Source organism: Streptococcus sp. FDAARGOS_192 (assembly GCF_002073815.2).
GTDB classification, from domain to species: domain Bacteria; phylum Bacillota; class Bacilli; order Lactobacillales; family Streptococcaceae; genus Streptococcus; species Streptococcus salivarius_H.
Genome location: NZ_CP020431.2, coordinates 355,781 through 376,090, shown reverse-complemented (window position 1 = coordinate 376,090; position 20,310 = coordinate 355,781). Strand labels below are relative to the sequence as shown.

The 20,310-nt window shown below is 38.5% G+C and carries 17 protein-coding genes and 1 pseudogene; 6 read left to right on the top strand and 12 right to left on the bottom strand.

Annotated features, from left to right (window positions below; translation table 11 throughout):
• Positions 1-96: 96 nt before the first annotated feature.
• Complete coding sequence (locus tag A6J31_RS02960) at positions 97-534, bottom strand: Fur family transcriptional regulator (protein ID WP_080610411.1); 438 nt, start codon at positions 532-534, stop codon at positions 97-99.
• 87 nt (positions 535-621) lie between these two features.
• On the bottom strand, positions 622-1,143 hold the full coding sequence (locus tag A6J31_RS02955) for a Dps family protein (protein WP_014634248.1): 522 nt from the start codon (positions 1,141-1,143) through the stop codon (positions 622-624).
• A 109-nt stretch (positions 1,144-1,252) separates the two neighbouring features.
• Here A6J31_RS02955 and A6J31_RS02950 point away from each other — a divergent pair, with 109 nt between their 5' ends.
• Complete coding sequence (locus A6J31_RS02950) at positions 1,253-1,909, top strand: prepilin peptidase (RefSeq protein WP_080610410.1); 657 nt, start codon at positions 1,253-1,255, stop codon at positions 1,907-1,909.
• Between the two features lie 129 nt (positions 1,910-2,038).
• Positions 2,039-3,288 (top strand): annotated as a pseudogene (locus tag A6J31_RS02945) (ISL3 family transposase).
• Positions 3,289-3,359: 71 nt separating this feature from the next.
• Here the strand turns inward: A6J31_RS02945 and A6J31_RS02940 are convergent.
• The 6 genes from A6J31_RS02940 to A6J31_RS02915 all read right to left on the bottom strand — a co-directional run bounded on the left by A6J31_RS02940 (position 3,360) and on the right by A6J31_RS02915 (position 10,511).
• Positions 3,360-4,748 carry a serine hydrolase gene (locus A6J31_RS02940; protein ID WP_080610408.1) on the bottom strand — a complete coding sequence of 463 codons (1,389 nt, stop codon included), beginning with the start codon at positions 4,746-4,748 and terminating at the stop codon, positions 3,360-3,362.
• Between the two features lie 97 nt (positions 4,749-4,845).
• A complete protein-coding gene (gene sodA / locus A6J31_RS02935; RefSeq protein ID WP_004182735.1) occupies positions 4,846-5,451 on the bottom strand; it encodes a superoxide dismutase SodA in 606 nt (201 codons plus the stop codon).
• A 95-nt stretch (positions 5,452-5,546) separates the two neighbouring features.
• Entirely contained in the window at positions 5,547-6,581 is a 1,035-nt protein-coding gene (gene holA / locus A6J31_RS02930) for a DNA polymerase III subunit delta (RefSeq protein WP_048790741.1), read from the bottom strand.
• A gap of 67 nt (positions 6,582-6,648) precedes the next feature.
• Positions 6,649-9,471, bottom strand: coding sequence for a phosphoenolpyruvate carboxylase (gene ppc / locus A6J31_RS02925; RefSeq protein WP_021144379.1), 2,823 nt, complete (start codon positions 9,469-9,471; stop codon positions 6,649-6,651).
• Between the two features lie 174 nt (positions 9,472-9,645).
• Positions 9,646-10,041, bottom strand: a complete 396-nt coding sequence (locus A6J31_RS02920) for a DUF4430 domain-containing protein (RefSeq protein ID WP_002884044.1) — start codon at positions 10,039-10,041, stop codon at positions 9,646-9,648.
• Positions 10,038-10,511: a membrane protein gene (locus tag A6J31_RS02915; protein ID WP_014634243.1), complete on the bottom strand. Its 474-nt coding sequence runs from the start codon at positions 10,509-10,511 to the stop codon at positions 10,038-10,040. The genes A6J31_RS02920 and A6J31_RS02915 overlap by 4 nt, the downstream gene beginning before the upstream one ends.
• A gap of 289 nt (positions 10,512-10,800) precedes the next feature.
• Between A6J31_RS02915 and A6J31_RS02910 the strand changes: the two genes are divergently transcribed.
• From A6J31_RS02910 to A6J31_RS02895, 4 genes are all read left to right on the top strand, one after another.
• The gene (locus A6J31_RS02910) at positions 10,801-11,529 is read left to right on the top strand and encodes a metal ABC transporter ATP-binding protein (RefSeq protein ID WP_021144381.1); all 729 of its coding nucleotides are present in this window, start codon (positions 10,801-10,803) and stop codon (positions 11,527-11,529) included.
• A complete protein-coding gene (locus A6J31_RS02905; protein ID WP_080610407.1) occupies positions 11,519-12,358 on the top strand; it encodes a metal ABC transporter permease in 840 nt (279 codons plus the stop codon). Before A6J31_RS02910 ends, A6J31_RS02905 begins: the two co-directional genes overlap by 11 nt.
• Positions 12,359-12,378: 20 nt before the next feature.
• Positions 12,379-13,305 (top strand): metal ABC transporter substrate-binding protein, encoded by a 927-nt coding sequence (locus A6J31_RS02900; RefSeq protein ID WP_070476393.1) that lies wholly within the window; start codon positions 12,379-12,381, stop codon positions 13,303-13,305.
• A gap of 79 nt (positions 13,306-13,384) precedes the next feature.
• Positions 13,385-14,032: a metal-dependent transcriptional regulator gene (locus tag A6J31_RS02895; RefSeq protein WP_037600899.1), complete on the top strand. Its 648-nt coding sequence runs from the start codon at positions 13,385-13,387 to the stop codon at positions 14,030-14,032.
• Positions 14,033-14,082: 50 nt separating this feature from the next.
• On the opposite strand, the gene htpX is transcribed toward A6J31_RS02895, so the two are convergent.
• From htpX to A6J31_RS02875, 4 genes are all read right to left on the bottom strand, one after another.
• Positions 14,083-14,982, bottom strand: a complete 900-nt coding sequence (gene htpX / locus A6J31_RS02890) for a zinc metalloprotease HtpX (RefSeq protein WP_002884129.1) — start codon at positions 14,980-14,982, stop codon at positions 14,083-14,085.
• A gap of 1 nt (position 14,983) precedes the next feature.
• Entirely contained in the window at positions 14,984-15,544 is a 561-nt protein-coding gene (locus A6J31_RS02885) for a LemA family protein (RefSeq protein WP_002884070.1), read from the bottom strand.
• A gap of 148 nt (positions 15,545-15,692) precedes the next feature.
• Complete coding sequence (locus tag A6J31_RS02880; protein ID WP_080610406.1) at positions 15,693-16,697, bottom strand: DNA/RNA non-specific endonuclease; 1,005 nt, start codon at positions 16,695-16,697, stop codon at positions 15,693-15,695.
• 143 nt (positions 16,698-16,840) lie between these two features.
• Positions 16,841-20,176: a YSIRK-type signal peptide-containing protein gene (locus A6J31_RS02875; RefSeq protein ID WP_080611234.1), complete on the bottom strand. Its 3,336-nt coding sequence runs from the start codon at positions 20,174-20,176 to the stop codon at positions 16,841-16,843.
• Positions 20,177-20,310: the final 134 nt, after the last annotated feature.

Genomic DNA, 20,310 nt, shown 5'->3' with positions numbered 1-20,310 from the left:
ATTTTAGCAAAAAGCTTCTGCCATGACAAGATAGTTTTGAAAACCTTTACAGATTATTGTATACTTCAAAAAAGACCTAAGTCATTTAGACTCAGGTTATTGACAATTCGGGCAAATCCCATGTAAAATCATCTGTTCACGAGTAATGCGAAATCCAGTTTGTGATTCTACCACTTCCTTGAAAGACGGAATCGGTAAGTCTAAGTCAGTAATGTGACCACATTTTTCACAAACAATGTTTAAGTGGTCATGTCCCATAAAATCATAATAGGTTGTATTATCATTATTAACCTTGATTTCAGAGACAATCCCTTCTTCAACCAACACCTTCAGGTTGTTATAGACCGTCGCCAAACTCATCCCAGGATTGTCAGGGAGTAGGTCATAATATATCACATCTGCACTAGGGTGTTGATCAGACATCATCAAATAGCGAATAACAGCTTTACGAGATTCCGTCAACCGAATTCCTTTAGCTTTTAACTGATTTAGGACATCTTCATAAACGCCTAGACTACGTCGATGCTCAGACATATCGCCGCCTCCCCTCTTCTAAAAGTATTTTACGTCTATTATACACTTTTAGAGGAACTCTTGACAATCATCTTAACTCAAAAATGCTTATCTCAAGCCTGGAGCTTGTCCAAGTTCTGCAGTCAACATCCAGATTGTCTTATCAATTTCAGATTTAGCTGCAGTGAAGATATCATTTGAAGGAGCATCTCCTTCTTCATCTGTGATATCCAAACCAACTTGGAACAATACTGACAAATATTTGTATGTATCAACCAATAATTGGATTTGATCAGACATTGGTTTATCAAATGTACCAGTAGTTTCAGTCAAGCCTGAATTAGATGAAAATTCTACCAAAGTTGAGTATGGTTCCCCACCAATAGTAATCAAACGTTCACTAACAACATCAAGGTGAGCATTCAAACTATCCATCAATTCATCCATTTTTGGATGAAGATAGAGGAAACCAGGACCACGCATATACCAATGAACTTGGTGAACAATTGAAGCCGCTACAGACAAATCAGCAACTGCTTGATTCAAAACTGCTTTAGTTTTTGTATATGAAGGTGTTTCAGCTTGTTGGTTAACTGTTTCATTGATTGTTTCTTTAATTGAATCTACCATATTAATTCTCCTTATTTAGAATTACTATTATTTATACTTTTATTTTAGAATATTTCTAAATAAGATGCAAGTAAAATGCTTTTTCTCACTCTTTTTCGAATAATTAGGTATGTTAAGTATTATTTATTTTTTTCTAGGAGCCTCTTTAGGTTCATTTATCGGACTAATTTGTGATCGTTTTCTTGAAAAGTCGATTATTTTTCCTAGTAGTCACTGTAGTCACTGCAAGCATCAGTTGTGTTTTTTCGAGATGATCCCTATCCTCTCACAACTTTTCTTAAGATCTCGATGTCGTTCATGTCAGACTCCTATCCCTCTTCGTTACCTCTTTATGGAACTATTTTGTGGAGTAATATGCCTTCTATATTTTTATGACTTTTTAAGTCTTGAAGTAACCTACTTTCTTTACTTCAGCCTTTGTCTATCAATTTTTGATTTGAGACATAAATCCTATCCGCTTCTGATTTGGATAGTTGGAACAGTCCCACTCTTATTCATGGGCAACTACTACCTCACATTTGCCTTGGGGATTACCATCGCTACCCTTTCTTATATGAAACATCTAAATATTGGGGAAGGAGATTTTCTCTATTTAGCAAGTGCCTCCCTTATTTTCCCATTTTCAAAAATACTACTTATTATCGAAATTGCCTGCCTATTAGGACTAGCTTACTTCCTTCTACGAAGAAATCTCAAGGAATGCATCGCATTTGTCCCATTTCTTTTTCTAGGGATAGTACTTCTTACTTTTTGTTCAATTATATAGAAAAAAAGGGCTCTATAATTTCTGTAGTGGGTAAAACCACTGTAGAGATTATAGAGCTTTTTAAGTGTACACAAAAAGTCCCATAAGAACTATAATGAAAAGCGACCAAACCATCATTAGGAAGAACTTATGAGACTTATTAAGAATACCACAGAATTAATCGGAATTAAAGACCAAAATATCAAGATTTCACTTGTTTTTGAAACTGACACTCATATAGAGATTCAAGCAAAACTTGATTACCCTGCACCATCATGTCCTCACTGCCAAGGAAAGATGATCAAATATGACTTTCAAAAGCCTTCTAAAATCCCTCTTCTCGAGCAAACGGGAACTCCAACACTACTACGTCTGAAGAAACGTCGCTTTCAGTGTAAAAGTTGTAGACGAGTCACGGTAGCTGAGACATCAATCGTTGAGAAAAACTGCCAAATCTCCAATCTAGTCCGACAAAAGGTTGCACAACTCCTAACTGAGAAGGTCTCACTAACTGATATTGCCAGAAGACTTCGTGTGTCGACGTCCACTGTCTATCGTAAGCTTGACCAGTTCACTTTCAAAGAACATTATGACAAACTTCCAGCTGTTATGTCCTGGGATGAGTTTGGGTTCAAGAAAGGGGAATTGGCTTTTGTGGCGCAGAATTATGAGACAAACGAACTCATAACCATCCTTGATAATCGTCGCCAAACCTCTATACGAAACTACTTTTTAAAGTATCCATTAAAAGCTCGCCAACAGGTGCAGTTTATCACGATGGATATGTCTGGAGCTTATATTCCACTTGCCAAAAGACTTTTTCCAAACGCTAAAATCGTTCTTGATCGTTTCCACATTATCCAGCACCTTGGTCGTGCCTTTTTAAAGACAAGAATTGCGATTATGAACCAGTTCGATAAGAAGTCACTACCCTATCGAGCCTTGAAAAATCATTGGCGACTCTTCCAAAAGGACAGCCGTAAGTTATCTCTCAACTCTTTTTATTCAAAGACATTCCACCAAACCTTAAGTCCACATGAAGTTGTTGGGAAAACACTAGACTTTTCAGAAGAGCTTACCGACTACTATACACTTTATCAGATCTTACTTTTTCATTTTCAGGAGAAGAGAGTAGCTGAGTTCTTTGAGCTGATAGAGGAAAATAGGAGCAAGGTTAATCATTATTTTCAAACTGTCTTTAGGACTTTTCTTAGACACAAGCAATACATCAAAAACGCACTAGAAACGGACTATTCAAATGCAAAACTTGAAGCGACTAACAAGTTGATCAAAGACATCAAACGTCTAGGATTTGGTTTTAGAAACTTCATCAACTTTAGGAAGCGGATCTTAATCACTCTGAACATAAAAAAAGAGAAGACCTATCAGGTCCTCTCTAGATGTTAGCTTTTCGTCACCCACTACAGTTGACAAAGAGCCAAAAAAAGCCGATAAATTCGGCTTTTCTTTATTAGTTCATATTGACACGGTGCCACTCATTAATGACATAAGAGAGCATTCCTAATTGTTGGAGACCCCAACCGCTGATTTCATCTGAATTTTCAGTTGATCCACCAAGGTAACGTGTATAGATTGCAACCATATAAGGTGTATCTTCCATAACGATAGCATCAACGTTAAGTGCTTCACGGACATAACCTGGTTTTTGATAAATTGTCAGATTAGGAAGATATGTCTTGTAGTACTCATTAGGGAATGACTCACCAATGTAGTGAAGGATATCCTTGTAATTATCTTGATGTTTCCAGAGATAATCCAAAACTTGAATGTAATAATCTGTTGTTGTCTTATTACCATGCATTTGGATAGTCTTCACTTCACCTTTTGATTTACCGTATTTATCGAGCATACCATAGAATTTTTCCATACCACCAAGGCGTTCCGCCAAAGCGTAGGCAGGAGTATTCTCAGAGTATACAAGAGAATATTCTTGCATCTCTGGAATAGTCATTGAACCACCGAAAGCAGCAACATAATTATCATGCTCACCTTGGTATTCATACTCAGTATTAGTAATATCAAAACGTTCAGTTAAAGAAAGTTTACCCTTATTAACCTCATCCATGACAAGCATGTTTAGTGGCAATTTATAAGTTGATCCTGCAGTCATTGGCTGAGTATCATTCATAGAGAATTGCTCATTTGTCTTGGTATTTTTATACGAAAAGGCAATTTGGCTAGACTCAATACCTTGGTCAGCCATAAATGCTTCAACCACTTGGTTCAATGTCATGTTAGCATAATCATAATACAAGCCATTACCATACATGGTATCTGCATCTGCTTCCATGACGGCTTGTTTAGCTTCGGCTGATTTATTAGTTGGAGTTACCTTTTCCTCTTTTTCTTTGTCTTCTTTTTTAGTGACTTTAGAACTAGATCCGAAGATATTTCCAATACCACCAGTGTGACCAGCTTGTTTACCACGTCCTGCTAAAGCAAGCATGGCAACAAACAGAAGAATTACCAAAACACCTAGGAAGGCTAAGATAATATAAGCTTTTTTATCATCACGAGATGATTTTGATTTAGCTTTAGATTTCTTAGAGCGCTTACTTCTAAGTGCCAAAGTTTCAGTTTTTGCTTCGTTTTCCTTGTGTTCAACTGGTACTACTGTTTCCTCAGCTGACTTCTTGTCTACTGATTTTTTAGAAGTCTTTTTAGCATCTTTTTTCGATGCTTTTTTGTTGTCTTTCTTAGCGCCTTTTTTGACATCTTTTTTAGTGTCTTTTTGGACGTCTTTTTGAAGGTCTTGTTTTACCGAATCTTTCTTTTTATCTTTAGTTTTTCGGCGGCTTCCACTATACTTTTTGCTTGAATGTTTTTTCTTTTTTTTCATAACAATTATAGTTTAAGCTATAATTCACTAAAAATCAAGGAGATTTTACAATCATATTACAAAAAAATTATCCCCAATAGTGAGGATAATTTTAAACTTATTTAGCTGCTGCATAAAGCTCAGCAACTTTATTCCAGTTAATGATTTCAAAGAAAGCTTTGATGTAGTTTGGACGTACGTTACGGTAGTTTAGGTAGTATGCATGTTCCCAAACATCAAGTGCCAAGATTGGTTTCTTACCGTCTGAGATAGGAGTATCTTGGTTAGCAGTTGAAACGACTTCAAGCTTACCTTCAGCGTTAACAACAAGCCATGCCCAACCTGAACCAAAACGAGTTGTTGCTGCTGCTGTGAAAGCTTCTTGGAAAGCTTCAAATGAGCCGAAAGCTTCGTTAATAGCAGCTGCTACTTCTGCAGTTGGTTCTTGTTTTTCAGGAGACAAGAGTTCCCAGAAAAGTGCGTGATTAAGGTGTCCACCACCATTGTTAATAAGTGCTTGACGAATATCTGCTGGAATTTGTTCCACGTCAGCCAAAAGTGCTTCGAGATCTTCACCAATTTCTGGGTGTTTTTCAAGAGCAGCATTAGCATTTGCTACATAAGTTGCGTGGTGTTTATCGTGGTGAAGAGTCATTGTTTCAGCATCAATGTATGGTTCCAAAGCGTCGTAAGCGTAAGGAAGGTCTGGAAGGATAATTGCCATAGTAAAGGTCCTCTTTTCATTTTTTCTTCATTTTACCGTAAAGTGGTAGAGCTTTCAAAAATTTTGCTTACAAAATCAAAGAAAACTCCAAATTTCTAGCGGTTTGATACGATTTTTAAAAGTGCTAAATCAAACAAGTAATCTTTATCTAAAGTTCCTGTTTTTATCTGGTAATCTGTCTCTACTAAAATCTTAATCGTCTTTTTTAAGAATGCTACTGACAAAGGACGGCTATCTCTCAGTGCAAAACGAACCTGAAATTGATTGACTTTACGCCCTAAATAATCTGACAGACTTGAAACAATTTGCTGCTCACTTTTGCCTTGAGCAGATAAGAGTTTAACCTGTAAATAGGTACGAAATTGTCCCAACATAACAGCAATCAACTTAATCTCATCTTCACCCTGAAGCCGTAAATCATGAACCAATTCACGAACACTCTGGATATGGCCTCGCAAAAGAAGTTGCGTCATATCAAAAATATTATCTTGCAAACTTTTAGGAATGGCCTCAGCAATATCTTGCGATGAGATATTTCCTTCCGTTTTATACCCCTTTAGAAAAGCTAAGTTTTTTTGAACATCTGAAAAGTCAAAATTTGACTTAATCAAAAGTTCCTCAAAGACTCCTGTGTCAAATGTAAGCCCCTCTTGATGCGCCTGCTTTTGAAAATAGGTTCTAAGTTCTGCATCTTTTAAAGGACTGGCTTCAAGCACCATGGCATCACGTTTGAGAAGTTTGACTAAACGACGCTTTCCATCTAGCTTTCCTGCAGACATCAAGACAAGACGTGTTGTTTCAACAGGAGACTCAAGATAATTTTCAAGGCGCTTCAACTCTTTCTCATCCAGATACGATTTTTTAGCAGTAGTCATATCCGCGAAATGATCAAAAATGACCACCTTTTCATCTGCAAAAAAAGGCATGCTTTCTAAATCGAGCTCAGCATCTTGATAATCAGTCTCAGACATATCAAAATAAGAATAGGTTAAGTCACCCGGATCAAAACCAATTTGTTTTAAAAATTTTTCTTTTGCTTGACTATACTGCCCTAAATCCTCGCCCGCCAAGACCGTTATCATGGGGAGCTTTTCTTTGGACAGCTTTTCAATCGTTTCCATAGCAATCATGGTTTTATTATAACAGATTTTTCACCATAACAAAAAGCCCACCACCAAAGTGATGAACTTTACTTCACTAACCAGAGTTACGAAGACCTGTTGCAATACCATTTATGGTAATGTGAATAAGGCTAATTTCGTCATCGGTCAAATCATTGTTACGAAGACGTTTAATCAATTCAATTTGGATGTAGTTCAAGACATTGAAGTATGGTAAACGGAAGTCCAAACTTGCTTTAAGTGATGGACTTTCATCAAGGAAGCCATCATGTTTTTCAATAGCAAGAATAACATCCTTAGTCAACTGCCACTCATCCAAAATAATATTGAAGACACTGCGTACTTCTTCACTCTCTGCCAATTGTGCATAGTGGAAGGCGATATTCATGTCTGATTTTGAAAGCACCATGTCCACGTTTGACAAAAGTGAACGGAAGAATGGCCATGTTTCAAACATATGTTGAAGTTTCTCAAGGTTGCCTTCTTCAGCTTGGATAAAGCGATTAAAGGCAGAACCCACACCATACCAACCTGGGAACATGATACGGTTTTGTGACCATGAGAATACCCAAGGAATCGCACGAAGACCAGAAATCTCAGTAATAGTCTTACGAGCCGCTGGACGAGAACCGATATTCAAACTTGAGACTTCTTTAATAGGGCTTGCTTCAAAGAAGTAATCATAGAAATGTTCGTTTCCAAAGACAAGATCACGATAGATAACATTAGAATCATGAACAATACCGTCCATAATTTCACGGAAATCAACCAATTCATCTGGGTCTGCAATCTGACGTGTTACCATACGGTCAAGGGCAGCTGAAACAAGCATTTCAAGATTGTAGTAGGCAGCATCCTTATTACCATATTTATTACCGATAACTTCACCTTGCTCAGTCAAACGGATACGGTCTTTAATGGTACCAAATGGTTGAGACGTAATGGCATCGTATGATGGGCCACCACCACGACCGACAGTACCACCACGGCCATGGAAGAAGGTAATCTTAATACCACGCTCTTCACCGATCTTAGTCAATTCGTTTTGAGCTTTGTAAAGTGTCCAACCTGAAGACAAGTAACCACCATCTTTGTTAGAGTCTGAGTAACCCAACATGATTTCTTGGTAGTTGTTGCTATTCTTGATCCAACGTTTAACGATATCATAACCAAGATATTGTTTCATGATATCATTAGAGTTTTCCAAGTCTTCGATAGTTTCAAAAAGTGGAACAATTTGGACACGCGCACGTTCTGTATCAACCAAACCAACTTCTTTAAGAAGGATGGCCAACTCAAACATATCAGAAACGCTCTCAGTGTGAGAAATGATATGTTGTTTGATGACATCTTCACCGATATAGTCTTTCAAGAGACGAGCAGTGCGGAAGATTGCCAATTCTTTTTCAAGTGTTTCAGACTTAGGCACATTAGTTGATGACAAGGTACGAGGATCTTCTTGCAATTCTTTAAGAAGAACCGCAACTTTTTCAACCTCTGTTAATTCACTATAGTTATCAACAATATTTGCAGATTTAAGCAACTCTGCTACACATGCTTCATGAACACTTGAATCTTGACGCATATCGATTGTAGCAAGATAGAAACCAAAGACTTCTACAGCTTGAAGAAGCTCTTCGAAATCACCTGAAATCAAGACAGCATCGTCGTTTTCAAGAAGTGAATTTTTGATTGCCAAAAGATCGTCATGGAAGGCATCTGCTGTTTCGTAGAATTCTGTTGTTTGTTGTGAGACAGCTTGAAGACTTTGGCTGAGACGTTGTTGCACGTAATCAGCTACTACTTCACCTGTTGAAGCCGAACCCAGACGAACATTTTCAGAAAGGCGTTTAGCAACTCTTTCCTTGCTGAAGTTTCCTTCTTTAAAGAAAAGAAGTGTTTGAATCAACTTAGACTGGATGTAACTGAAAGCACGACGGTAAGGTTCATTTTCACGATAAACAGATGTATCTGGAGAATGTTTCGCCATCTCTGCTACTGTATCTGAAACCTTAGTCAAGCGTGATGAAAGGGAGAATGAACGGTAAAGATTATCAACTTTTTCGATATAGTAGTTGAGGATAACTTCACTTTGTACTGTTGCAGAAAGTTTAAGAGTTTCTGCTGTTACAAATGGGTTCCCGTCACGGTCACCACCAATCCACATACCCATAGTAATAGGTGTTGGATTGTCGAGTTCAATACCTTTTTCAACTGCTAAACGTTTGAATTCATGTGATAGGTTCGTAATCGCCTTAATCAATGAGGAGTTATAATACTCCATAACGTTAGTGATTTCGTTTTTAACCTTAAGTTTTTTCTCACGAATGATATCTGTTTGCATCATAATTTCTACATAACGACGCAAATCTGCATACCATTTATCCTTATTAATAAGACCAGCCTTAACGTCACGATGCTTACGGAGAAGTTCGTGAATGTGGTTAGTCAATTCAAGCATGGTTTTACGTTGAACCTGAGTTGGGTGAGCTGTCAATACTGGCACGACATTGACATGTTCAAGAATGTCACGTGCATTATCACTTTCAGCGACAACATCAAAGGTTTCAGACAACTTACCTAGATAAGATTCATCAATATTGTTCTTGTGGTTGACTTCATAAGCCAAATCCACGTCCTCAGAGATATTAATCAAGAGAGGTAACAAAGAGAAATAACGTGATGCAACGACCATATCGTCATTCGTCATTTCTGAAATGGCTTGTGTAAGGGCCACATAGTCACCTTCATCATAAAGTTCAACCAAATGTTGGATTGTTGTGAGACCTTGCTCTCCAGCCATGCCTCGTGTTGCATCATCCAACAATTCTTTCAAGATACCAACTTCTTCAGAGATGATTTCCTGGTTGTTACTGCTTTCCAATTTGTTAAAAGCCAAACCGTATTCTCCTTACTTTATGTAGTACCCTTTTATCATATCACTTTTAAAACAAAAGTAAACTATTTTCCTTTAAATCGTCAGTTATTTTGCAATTTTCCGACTTTTTCAAACAATTTTTTAAGTCTATTTCCGAACTTTATAAAAAAAAACTCTGAAACAGAGTTCAGAATCTTAATTATACTTTTTTTGATAGAATTTGATTTCATCGCCATCTTCAACCTTAAGTTGGTTGGCTGCTTTTTCACCAAGTTTCCCATTAACATCAAACATCCAATAGATGCCCTTATCTTTATCTTGAGAAATACCATCAATCTCAGTGATAAAGCCATCGTTTTCTTGAACAGGATAGACCTCTTCCAAGACATCAAGCACTGTATCCCCTTTTTGGATTTCTACTGATTTTTTCTTACTTTCCTTATCTGTTTTCAAAATCAAAGTCACTTGACCTTGAACCTTAGACTGATGATTGTTTGTGCTACTAGTAAGTTTAGCTGCCTCATTTTTTCCACAGGCTGCTAGGGTAACAAGTGATAAGGCGAGAAAGATATAGGTTAATAATTTTTTCATTTCAAAAACCTCCGAAAAATAGACTGTATGAATGGATAAAATAGAAGCGTCGATATTGCATGATAGGTGTCGTAAAGTAGACCAGAAATAACAAAGGTAATCCCACTTTTAAATAGGAGGCCATAGCTGTAATCCATGAGAACCCCATAGAGAAAGGACAAGAGAGTAACCAAAGCAATCTGCCAAACAAGTGACAACCTAGGTGCCATCAAACTCCAAAGAGCCATCAAGACGCCGAAAGCCAGAATCTGATTAAAGACCCAGGGACCAAAACCAAAAATGAATCCTGAGATGGACATGGTTAAAGCCATAATCAATAGACCATCAACCAAACCCAAATAAAGAACAGCCACAAAAAACATAGCTGTAATAGGCTGAATATTTGGCAATCCTATAAATGCTGACCGCAATCCTACTGCCAGAGCTGACAGAATGGCTATTCGAGCCATTCGTTGAATCGTTAATTTCATATATCTATTATGCCAGAAATAAGGAAATATGACTAGTTTTAAAAAATAAAAACTAAAGATTTCTTGAAATACAGAGTGAGATCGTACAAATTGTAAAAATAATGTTCCTTGTAGCCTCTCCCAAATATCAAACAGTTTGATCAGGCTAAATATTTGATATAAAAAATGTACTCTCATTCACTATCCTCTGTCATCTTGACAACGATAAAATAATTAAGTTCAATTAATTATATAAGTTAACTTGACTTAATTTTTGTTTTAAAGTATATTAAACTCAAGGAGGTAGCTAATGATTCAAATTGAAAATATTAATGTGTCTTACCAACAGACATTAGCTCTGGATAATATCACCTTAAACTTGGAGGGACCTAGTATTACTGGAATTATTGGACCAAATGGTGCTGGTAAATCAACTCTAATTAAAGCATTAATTGATATTATTCCTCACTCTGGAAAAATCCTTTTCAATAAACAACCTATTCGTCAGCAATTGAATCGTATTTCCTATGTTGCACAGAAGGCTGATATTGATTTTAACTTTCCGATTACTGTCAGAGAGTGCATCTCTCTAGGACTCTATCCCAAAACCAAGTTCTTTAAACGTCTATCTAAAAGTGATTGGTCTAAGGTCACAGAGGCTTTAACACTACTCGGTCTAAATGATCTGGCCCATCGACAAATAAGCCAATTATCAGGAGGTCAATTTCAACGTGTTCTAATCGCTCGTTGTCTTGTACAAGAGGCTGATATTATTTTATTAGATGAACCCTTTGTAGGGATTGACTCCGTTAGCGAAGATATTATCATGAACACCTTGAGAGAACTTAGGGACAAAGGTAAGCTTATTCTTATTGTCCACCATGATTTGAGCAAAGTTCCTCATTATTTTGACCAAGTTATCCTCCTAAATCGTAAACTGATTGCTAGTGGGCCTACTAATCTTATTTTTAATGAGGATAATCTCCGTAAAACCTACGGTAACAGTTTATTTTATAAAGGAGATGTAAATGATTTCTGAATTTATTGATGGTTTGCTAAATTTCCACTTCTTACAAAATGCTCTTATAACGGCTTTAGTTATTGGAATTGTCGGGGGTGCTGTTGGTTGTTTTATTATTCTAAGAGGGATGTCACTTATGGGTGATGCAATTTCACATGCGGTTCTACCTGGGGTAGCCATTTCCTTTATCTTGGGTATTAACTTTTTCATAGGAGCCATCATCTTTGGACTTTTAGCTTCTACAATGATTACCTATATCAAAAGTAATTCCATTATTAAGAGTGACACGGCAATTGGGATTACCTTTTCGAGCTTTCTAGCTCTCGGTATTATTCTCATCGGTGTTGCTAATAGTTCCACAGATCTCTTTCATATTCTCTTCGGGAATATTCTAGCTGTACAAGACATGGACATGTGGATAACGATTATCGTTTCACTTCTCGTACTAGCAACTATTACAATCTTCTTTCGCCCTCTACTCCTAACATCCTTTGATCCAATTTTGGCCAAGTCAATGGGAGTTAAAGTCTCCTTCTACCATTACTTACTGATGGTTATTCTAACCTTGGTTGCTGTAACTGCCATGCAAAGTGTCGGTACTATTCTTATTGTGGCACTTTTAATTACACCGGCTGCGACTGCCTACCTTTATGCTCATAGCCTAAAAACAATGATTCTTCTCTCATCAGGATTGGGGGCTTTGGCATCTGTTCTAGGTCTTTTTATAGGCTATAGTTTTAATATTGCAGCTGGTTCGTGCATTGTATTAACGTCTGCTCTACTCTTTCTCATCAGCTTTTTCATCGCCCCTAAACAAAGTGGCATGAAAAAAACTTATAAACAATAAAATAATAGGATGAAAATAATATGAAAAAAATACTATCAACAATAGTACTACTACTTTTAGCGGTAGTTACTCTAACAGCTTGTACCAATAAACAAGGCAGTAGCAAGGATAAATTACGAGTCGTTACGACCAATTCCATTATTGCCGATATCACCAAAAATATTGCTGGAGATAAAATCACTCTCCACAGTATTGTACCCGTTGGTAAGGATCCTCACGAATACGAACCTCTTCCTGATGATGTAAAGAAGACATCGCAAGCTGACTTGATTTTTTACAACGGCATCAATTTAGAAACTGGTGGAAATGCTTGGTTTACTAAGTTAGTCAAGAATGCTCATAAGACAGAAAATAAAGATTATTTTGCAGTTAGTGATGGTGTTGAGGTAATTTACCTTGAAGGTCAATCAGAAAAAGGTAAGGAAGATCCCCACGCTTGGCTTAATCTGGAAAATGGGATTATTTATGCTCAAAATATTGCCAAGCAACTGATTGCTAAGGACCCTAAAAACAAGACCTTCTACGAAAAGAATCTAAAATCCTATACTGACAAACTTAGTAAACTGGACCAAGAAGCTAAAGAGACATTTAACAAGATTCCCGATGAGAAAAAACTGATTGTCACTAGTGAAGGATGCTTCAAATACTTCTCTAAAGCCTATGGCGTACCATCTGCCTACATCTGGGAAATCAATACAGAAGAAGAAGGCACACCAGACCAAATCAAAACACTCGTGGAAAAACTACGTCAAACAAAGGTACCAGCTCTCTTTGTCGAATCCAGTGTCGATGAACGCCCTATGAAAACAGTATCTAAGGATACCAATATTCCTATTTATGCAAAGATCTTTACAGATTCTATTGCTGAAAAAGGGCAAGACGGTGATAGCTACTACAACATGATGAAATATAATCTGGATAAAATCACCCAAGGCTTGAATCAGTAAAAATCTCATCTAAGAAATATTCTGTATTCTTATGATAAATCTGTTATACTAAGGTGAGACTATTTTCAAAGGAAGAGAAATGACACCTAACAAAGAAGACTACCTCAAATGTATCTATGAGATTGGTACTGAAGAAGGTAAAATAAGCAATAAGGAAATCGCAAACCGTATGCAGGTGTCTCCACCTGCTGTGACGGAAATGATTAAGAAATTGATTTCAGAAGACCTCATCATCAAAGACAAAGTCAAAGGCTATCTTCTAACGAAAACTGGTAAAATCAATGTTGCTGAACTCTATCGGAAACATCGCCTCATCGAAGTCTTTTTGGTGGACCACTTGCAATATACTTGTGACCTAATTCATCAAGAGGCTGAAATTTTAGAGCATACTGTCTCTGATCACTTTATCAATGCCCTTGACCGCCTACTCAATTACCCCCAAACCTGTCCACACGGTGGGCAAATCCCCAAGTCAGGTCAGCTCATAGAGGAAATCTACAACCAGACTTTTACACAAGACCTAACTCCTGGAGACTATGTACTTCGTCGAGTTCAGGATCAAATTGATTTACTCCATTATTTGGAAACTGTCGGTCTTAAAATTGGAGTAACTTTTACCTTGAAAGGCTTTGACCCTTTTACACAACTCTACCGCCTGAATATTGATGGAAAAGAAATTCAAATTCCAGAAACTGTTGCTAGCAACCTTTATATTGAATCAAACTAAAAAAGCGAGGCTGATAAACACCCTTAGAAGTGTCATCAGTCTCACTTTTTTTACATTTGTTTCAAGCGTTCCACCCGTTCTGAAATTGGTGGGTGCGTATAAAAGAGCTTCTGCAAACCAGATTCCTTTTTAGGATCATTGATATAGAGAGCTGCGCTAGCATCATCCACGTGATGTTGCATCGGTTCACTATGATCAAGTTTAAGCAGAGCATTAATCATACCTTGTGGGTTACGTGTCAATTCGACGCTAGAAGCATCAGCTAGAAATTCACGCTGACGTGAAATAGCCAACTGAACCAGGGTAGCTGCCAAAGGCGCAAGAATAATGGCAATCAAGGAAATAATGAGAAGAATAATCTCCAAGCCACTACTTCCATTACGGTCATCATCATTACGACGACGGCCTCCACCCCAGAACATCATATTGCGAGCCATACCAGCTAGCATGGTGATGGCAGATGCCAAGGCAACTGCAATAGTCGAGATACGGATGTCATAGTTACGAATATGGCTGACTTCGTGCCCTATGACCCCTTCAAGTTCCTCACGATTCATAACTGCAAGAAGACCTGTCGTAGCAGCCACAGCAGCATTTTTAGGGCTAGACCCCGTCGCAAAAGCATTCATTGAAGGATCATCGACAATAAAGACACGTGGCATCGGTATTTGTGCCACCATAGCCATATCTTCAACCACATGATAAAGGTTTGGAGCGGTTTGTTCATCAACCTCTCGTGCACCATTCATAGCCATAACGACATTGGTTGATTGGAAAATCATGGTAACGGCATAGATAAAACCGATAACTAGAGCAAGAATCAAACCACCGAAGCCTGAACCTAACCAAAGATAGCCGACACCATAACCAACAAGGCCCAACAAGAGGAAAAAGACCAGGAGCAAAAGCCAAGTCTTTCTCTTATTTCGAGCAATCTGATCAAATAACATATTAGTTACCTAGTCCACTGAAATCAACCTTAGGAACAGCTTTTTCTTCTTCAGGTGTTTCAAGGAATTCAGCAGCCTTAAAGCTAAACATCTTAGCAATAACATTGCTTGGGAATGTTTCCAATTTCACATTGTAGTTACTTGTTACACTGTTATAAAGTTGGCGTGAATAGGCAATTTTGTTTTCAGTGTTCGTCAACTCTTCTTGAAGCTGGCTGAAGTTGGCACTAGCCTTAAGGTCAGGGTAACTTTCAGCAACCGCAAAGATTCCAGAAACCTGGCGTGTCAATTCATCACTAGCACGCATCGCTTCTGCTGGTGAAGTCGCAGCTGCTACTTGATTACGAAGTTCTGCTACTTTTTCAAGCGTTGAACCTTCGTATTTTGCATATCCCTTTACAGTCTCAATCAAGTTAGGAAGAAGGTCATTACGACGTTTCAATTGAACATCAATTTGACTCCATGCCTCCTTAGTCTGCATACGGCTTTTAACCAAGCCGTTATAACTTGCAATAACAAAAATTACAAGAACAACGATAATGGCAATAATAATCCAAATCATATTTTTATTCCTTTCTTGTACTGAAAAAGAGTCAATTAACCTCTCTTTCAAGTATCTTTGATAGTCTCAGTATATCAAATTTTCAGATAAAAGTGGTAAAATCTGAGTCGTTTTACAAAAAAACTGGACAAGATGTCCAGCTTTTGTATTACTCTTTAGACGTGTGTCGTTTACCTTGGGCTAGGGCATCTGCTTCTGTCATTGTAACGACATTTGCTTTGTTGGTATTGCTAGGCATACTGTTGATGTCATACCAATAAACATCTGCTGTACCATGACGCGCCACATAAACTGTTCGACTTTCTTCTTGTGCAGGTTGCACAGGCTCTGGTTCAGAACTTGGTTGTTCAGTCACCTGTGAACTCTCAGAACTAGGCTCAGATGGTGCTTCAGTAAATTCAGTAACCGTATTTGTCGCTGTCCCATCTGCATAATTGATTTCTGCATTTGGTGATTGGTTATCCAAGATAACATGCGTAACTCCCTGACTGTCAAGAGTCTCCTTATCTCCACCAAGTTTAATTTCCAAGAGATTTCCAGAACCATCAATACCAACATACTGAAGTTCTACTTGACGAGGCAACAACTCGTCTCCACTGTAGATAGCTGTTACCTTATAGTCTAACCAATAGTTAGGGTGGAGTGCTAGCCAGTTATCCAAGCGATTCTCATAATAAAGCATACCTGACTGATTACCTTCGTCGGTTCCTTTATAATTTCCAGAATTCAACCAGGCAGTCATAGGTACTAAATTCTTGCCCTCGTCATTGACACCAGAAAACTGATAGCCAATCAAATGCCCTCGATTCATTAGCCAAGATTTTGATTTACCGTCCCCATAATAAAACTTATAGTTATGCCATCCTACAGGATCATATTTTATTTTACCGGGACGCTTATTCTTCGGCTCGTCCTTATCTTGTAACTGTATATGAGCACTGCGGGCACGTCCTAGCTGGTCCTTCTCCTCCATGACAAACTGCTTTTGACCATTAAAAGCCAAGATACCATTGTTCTCATCCGCTTGAACCACTTGAGAGCTCACAGCCAAAGATTGTTTGCTAGTATCTAATGAAAATCCGAATCCTAAAGTAAATACTAAAACAAGGAGAGCAAATAAACAAATCCTACTATTTCTTTTTTCTTTCATCATCTTAACTCCTTAATTTTTCTTATCACTTTAATTATACAGAACCAAATCAAAGTGGATGATTAAAAATAAAGAATAATGACATTAGGTATCTTAGATCTTGCTTAAAAACAAAAACACCCAATTTAATGGATGCTTCTTATCTATTACTTACCTGCTTTTTTACCTTGTTTTGTAAGATAAACTGTAGATATACTTAGTGCTGCAGCAACTCCGACAAGTAGGAAGACCGTTGTCGTATTAGACTTACCTTTTTCTTTTGAAGTGCTAGCTTGGCTTTCAGAACTCTTGGCCACCTGTTTTGCCTCAGTTGCTTTATCAATACGAGCGACATTCTTAGGTGTGTCATCCTTCTTGCTTTCCGCCAATTCTGACAAATCACTGCTAATCTCTTTGGCAACACCTTCAGAGCTTGTAAGTGATGCCACTTCTGAAGCTAATGTTTCATAGGCCATAACCGCCATGACTTTACTTGCAATCACATCCACAGACTTCTCATTCAAAAGAGAATTAAAGCGAATAGCTTCTGAGGCGAGCTGACTGCTTGTTACAGAGATTTTTAGGTCATTGTTATAAGCGACTTGACTATTTGGCGAGATGCTGACAACTTCAGATGTACGTGCTGTTGTTGGAGCTTCAGAAAGTTTGACATCGACCTGACTTGTTGAACCTTTTTCAATAACTTCTGAAGAAACCTCGCTAATCGGATCCTTTTGTGTACTTTCTGAAGTTGGAGATTTCTCTGGGCTGTCAGAAGTAATTGCTACGTCAACCTGACTAGTAGATGAAGCTACCGAAGTTTCCTCATTCTTTGGTGACTCAGAGGCTGGAGCAGTTGAGCTTGCCTCACTCTTTGGTGTTTCTGATGTTGAAGTCTCAGAAACTACTTCACTAGTTGATGCTTCGGAAACTGGAGTGCTTGAACCTACCTCACTCTTTGGTGTTTCTGAAACTGAAGTCTCTGAGATTACTTCACTGTTAGAAGTCTCGGAAACTGGGGCTGATGAACTTTCCTCACTCTTTGGTGTTTCTGATGCTGAATTTTCAGAAACCAATTCACTGTTAGATACTTCGGAAACTGGGGCTGATGAACTTTCCGCACTCTTTGGTGTTCCTGAAACTGAAGTCTCTGAGATCACTTCACTAGTTGATGCTTCAGAAACTGGAGTGCTTGAGCCGGCCTCACTCTTTGGTGTTTCTGATGCTGATGTCTCAGAAACTACTTCACTAGTTGATACTTCAGAAACTGGAGTGCTTGAACTTTCCTCACTCTTTGGTGTTTCTGATGCTGATGTCTCGGATACCACTTCACTGTTTGATGCTTCTGAAACTGGGGTGCTTGAACCTGCTTCACTCTTTGGTGTTTCTGAAACTGAAGTCTCGGAAGCTACTTCACTGTTTGATGGTTCGGAAACTGGGGCTGATGAACTTTCCTCACTCTTTGGCGTTTCGGAAACTGAAGTCTCAGAGACTGGATTATTGACAGGCTTTGGTTCAGGTTTTGTTGGAGAAACTGCTGAGACAACCCCAACAATCGTCGCCTTATTGTCAATCGTATTATTAGATAAACGGATTTCTCCATTACCATTGTCACCCATCTCAAAGTTTTTGGTAATCACTGGATCAGCCAAGGTATTCAATAGTTTATTATCGTAAACATCGACATTCTTGATTGTTCCACGAACTTGTTGGAAATCAATAGCACCACGATGGAGGTTATAGAGGTCATTAGTTGTCCCTGAACGTAGAATGGTATTGTCATGAATCTTAATTCCAGAATCATTGAGGTCAAAATTGTGGCCTGCAAAGACTGTGTTTACACGGATACCTGCTCCAGCAAAGACGTCCTTGATGAGGTTTCCTGAAATTTCATGCCCCTTACCACCAAAAATACCGATACCAGCCGCACGCCAGCCTGATTCAATGGTGTTGTTGAGGAATTTATTATTTTCCTCAGCCGCGGCATTTGTACCATCTGAAATACTTGACCAGATGGCTAAACCATCATCACCATTCCCACGGATATTAGAGTTTTTAACTGTTGAATTCTTGGTCCCTTGGGCAAAGTTAATACCATCAGCTAAGTTATTACGGATACGAGCATTTTCAACGACAAGACCGTCCGTATACTTCATATTTCCCGTCTGGTCGTAGTCTCCAATCCACATACCGACTTCAAAATGCTGAACCCAGATGTCGTGAATTTTCGAATCCTTACCAAGTGTTCCCGAAATAGCCTTGTACTGCGCATCCTCATTATAACGAGACGTCAAGTTAGAATCCATGTAAAGATTGCTCAACTCAATGCCATTACTATTATGACCGAAGACAATTCCACCACCATAGCGTTTATCACTTGTAAAGTGCAGTTGTGTATGCCAAACACCAGCACCTGAAATTTTTAGATTATCAGCTTCGATATTAACTTGTTTGTCGAAATTGAAACGTCCCTCTGGAATATAGACAGATTTTCCGCTAGCTTTAGCTTCCTCAACAGCCGCAAGTAGGGCAGCTGTGTCATCACTATCATCATTGGCAGATGCACCCTTATCCACAATACTGATGCTATTTTCACCTTGGGCAACTGGCGCTGGAGCCTGTTCTAGCTCAATAAAATCAATACCATAAGGGACATTGTCATCTTTCTTCTTAACCAAAGAAATCTTATCACCAGATTTCAATTGGATGTCCTTGAGGAGAAGACGTGTCTCATCAAAACGGAAGCGTGCACTTGATCCATCAACGACTTGATCATATTCGTGGTCACCTTTAAGGTACTGCCATGCTGAGTGAGATGACAAATCAAGATTACCAACGCTTGAACCATTAACCTGCACATCCAACTGACCTGATGCACCATCAGGTATTGTATAACGCACATTCAAAGCATTGGCTGGCTCGGTGACATTGAAAGTAACTGCTGCATCTTTTTTAGGAAGCTCGACATAAGTTTGGTTCGTCGCTTCCACGGCCGTAGATTCCATGTCAGTTGACTGTTGGATTGTAGCTCCATTTTCGATAGTCGCATTTTCTGCTTCATGAGTCGTGTAAGGCATTTTGGCACCGTAGGCATCTGTGTTATACTCCTTGCCTTGTCCTTGACCCTCAGTCGCATTGGTTAAGACATTTGCTGACGTTCCTTGATTTTGAGAGGTGCCTGTCTCAATCACTTGATCGATGGTCGGAGTCTGCTCAGCTGCTTGAACAGTCCTTACCTGAGGTTGAGACGGCATAATATTGGCAGGCTGAGAAGCTTGCACACTCTCTGATGCTAGCTCTGAAGTCGCCAACTGAGCTGTTGAAACCGCTTGAGGGGCCTGCGCTTGATTTGAAGCATCAGTCAAGTCACTAATCGATTGTGCCTCGTCAGCCTGAACTGCTTGCCCATTGGCAAGGGCCATGAAGCCAATCAAAGCCGATGCTGCCCCAATGGAATATTTTCGGATGCTGTACTTTGGTTTTGTTTTACTTTCTCTAAACAAGTTAATTCTCCCGATACTTTTTTTCACAATCTCTCCATTTTAGTTTTAAGCTATTCTCGAACTAAAAACAGAGACTCTTAAATATTTGATGTACTTAATGATGCTGTTGTTTCTTTAATCCAAAACAAACCAAA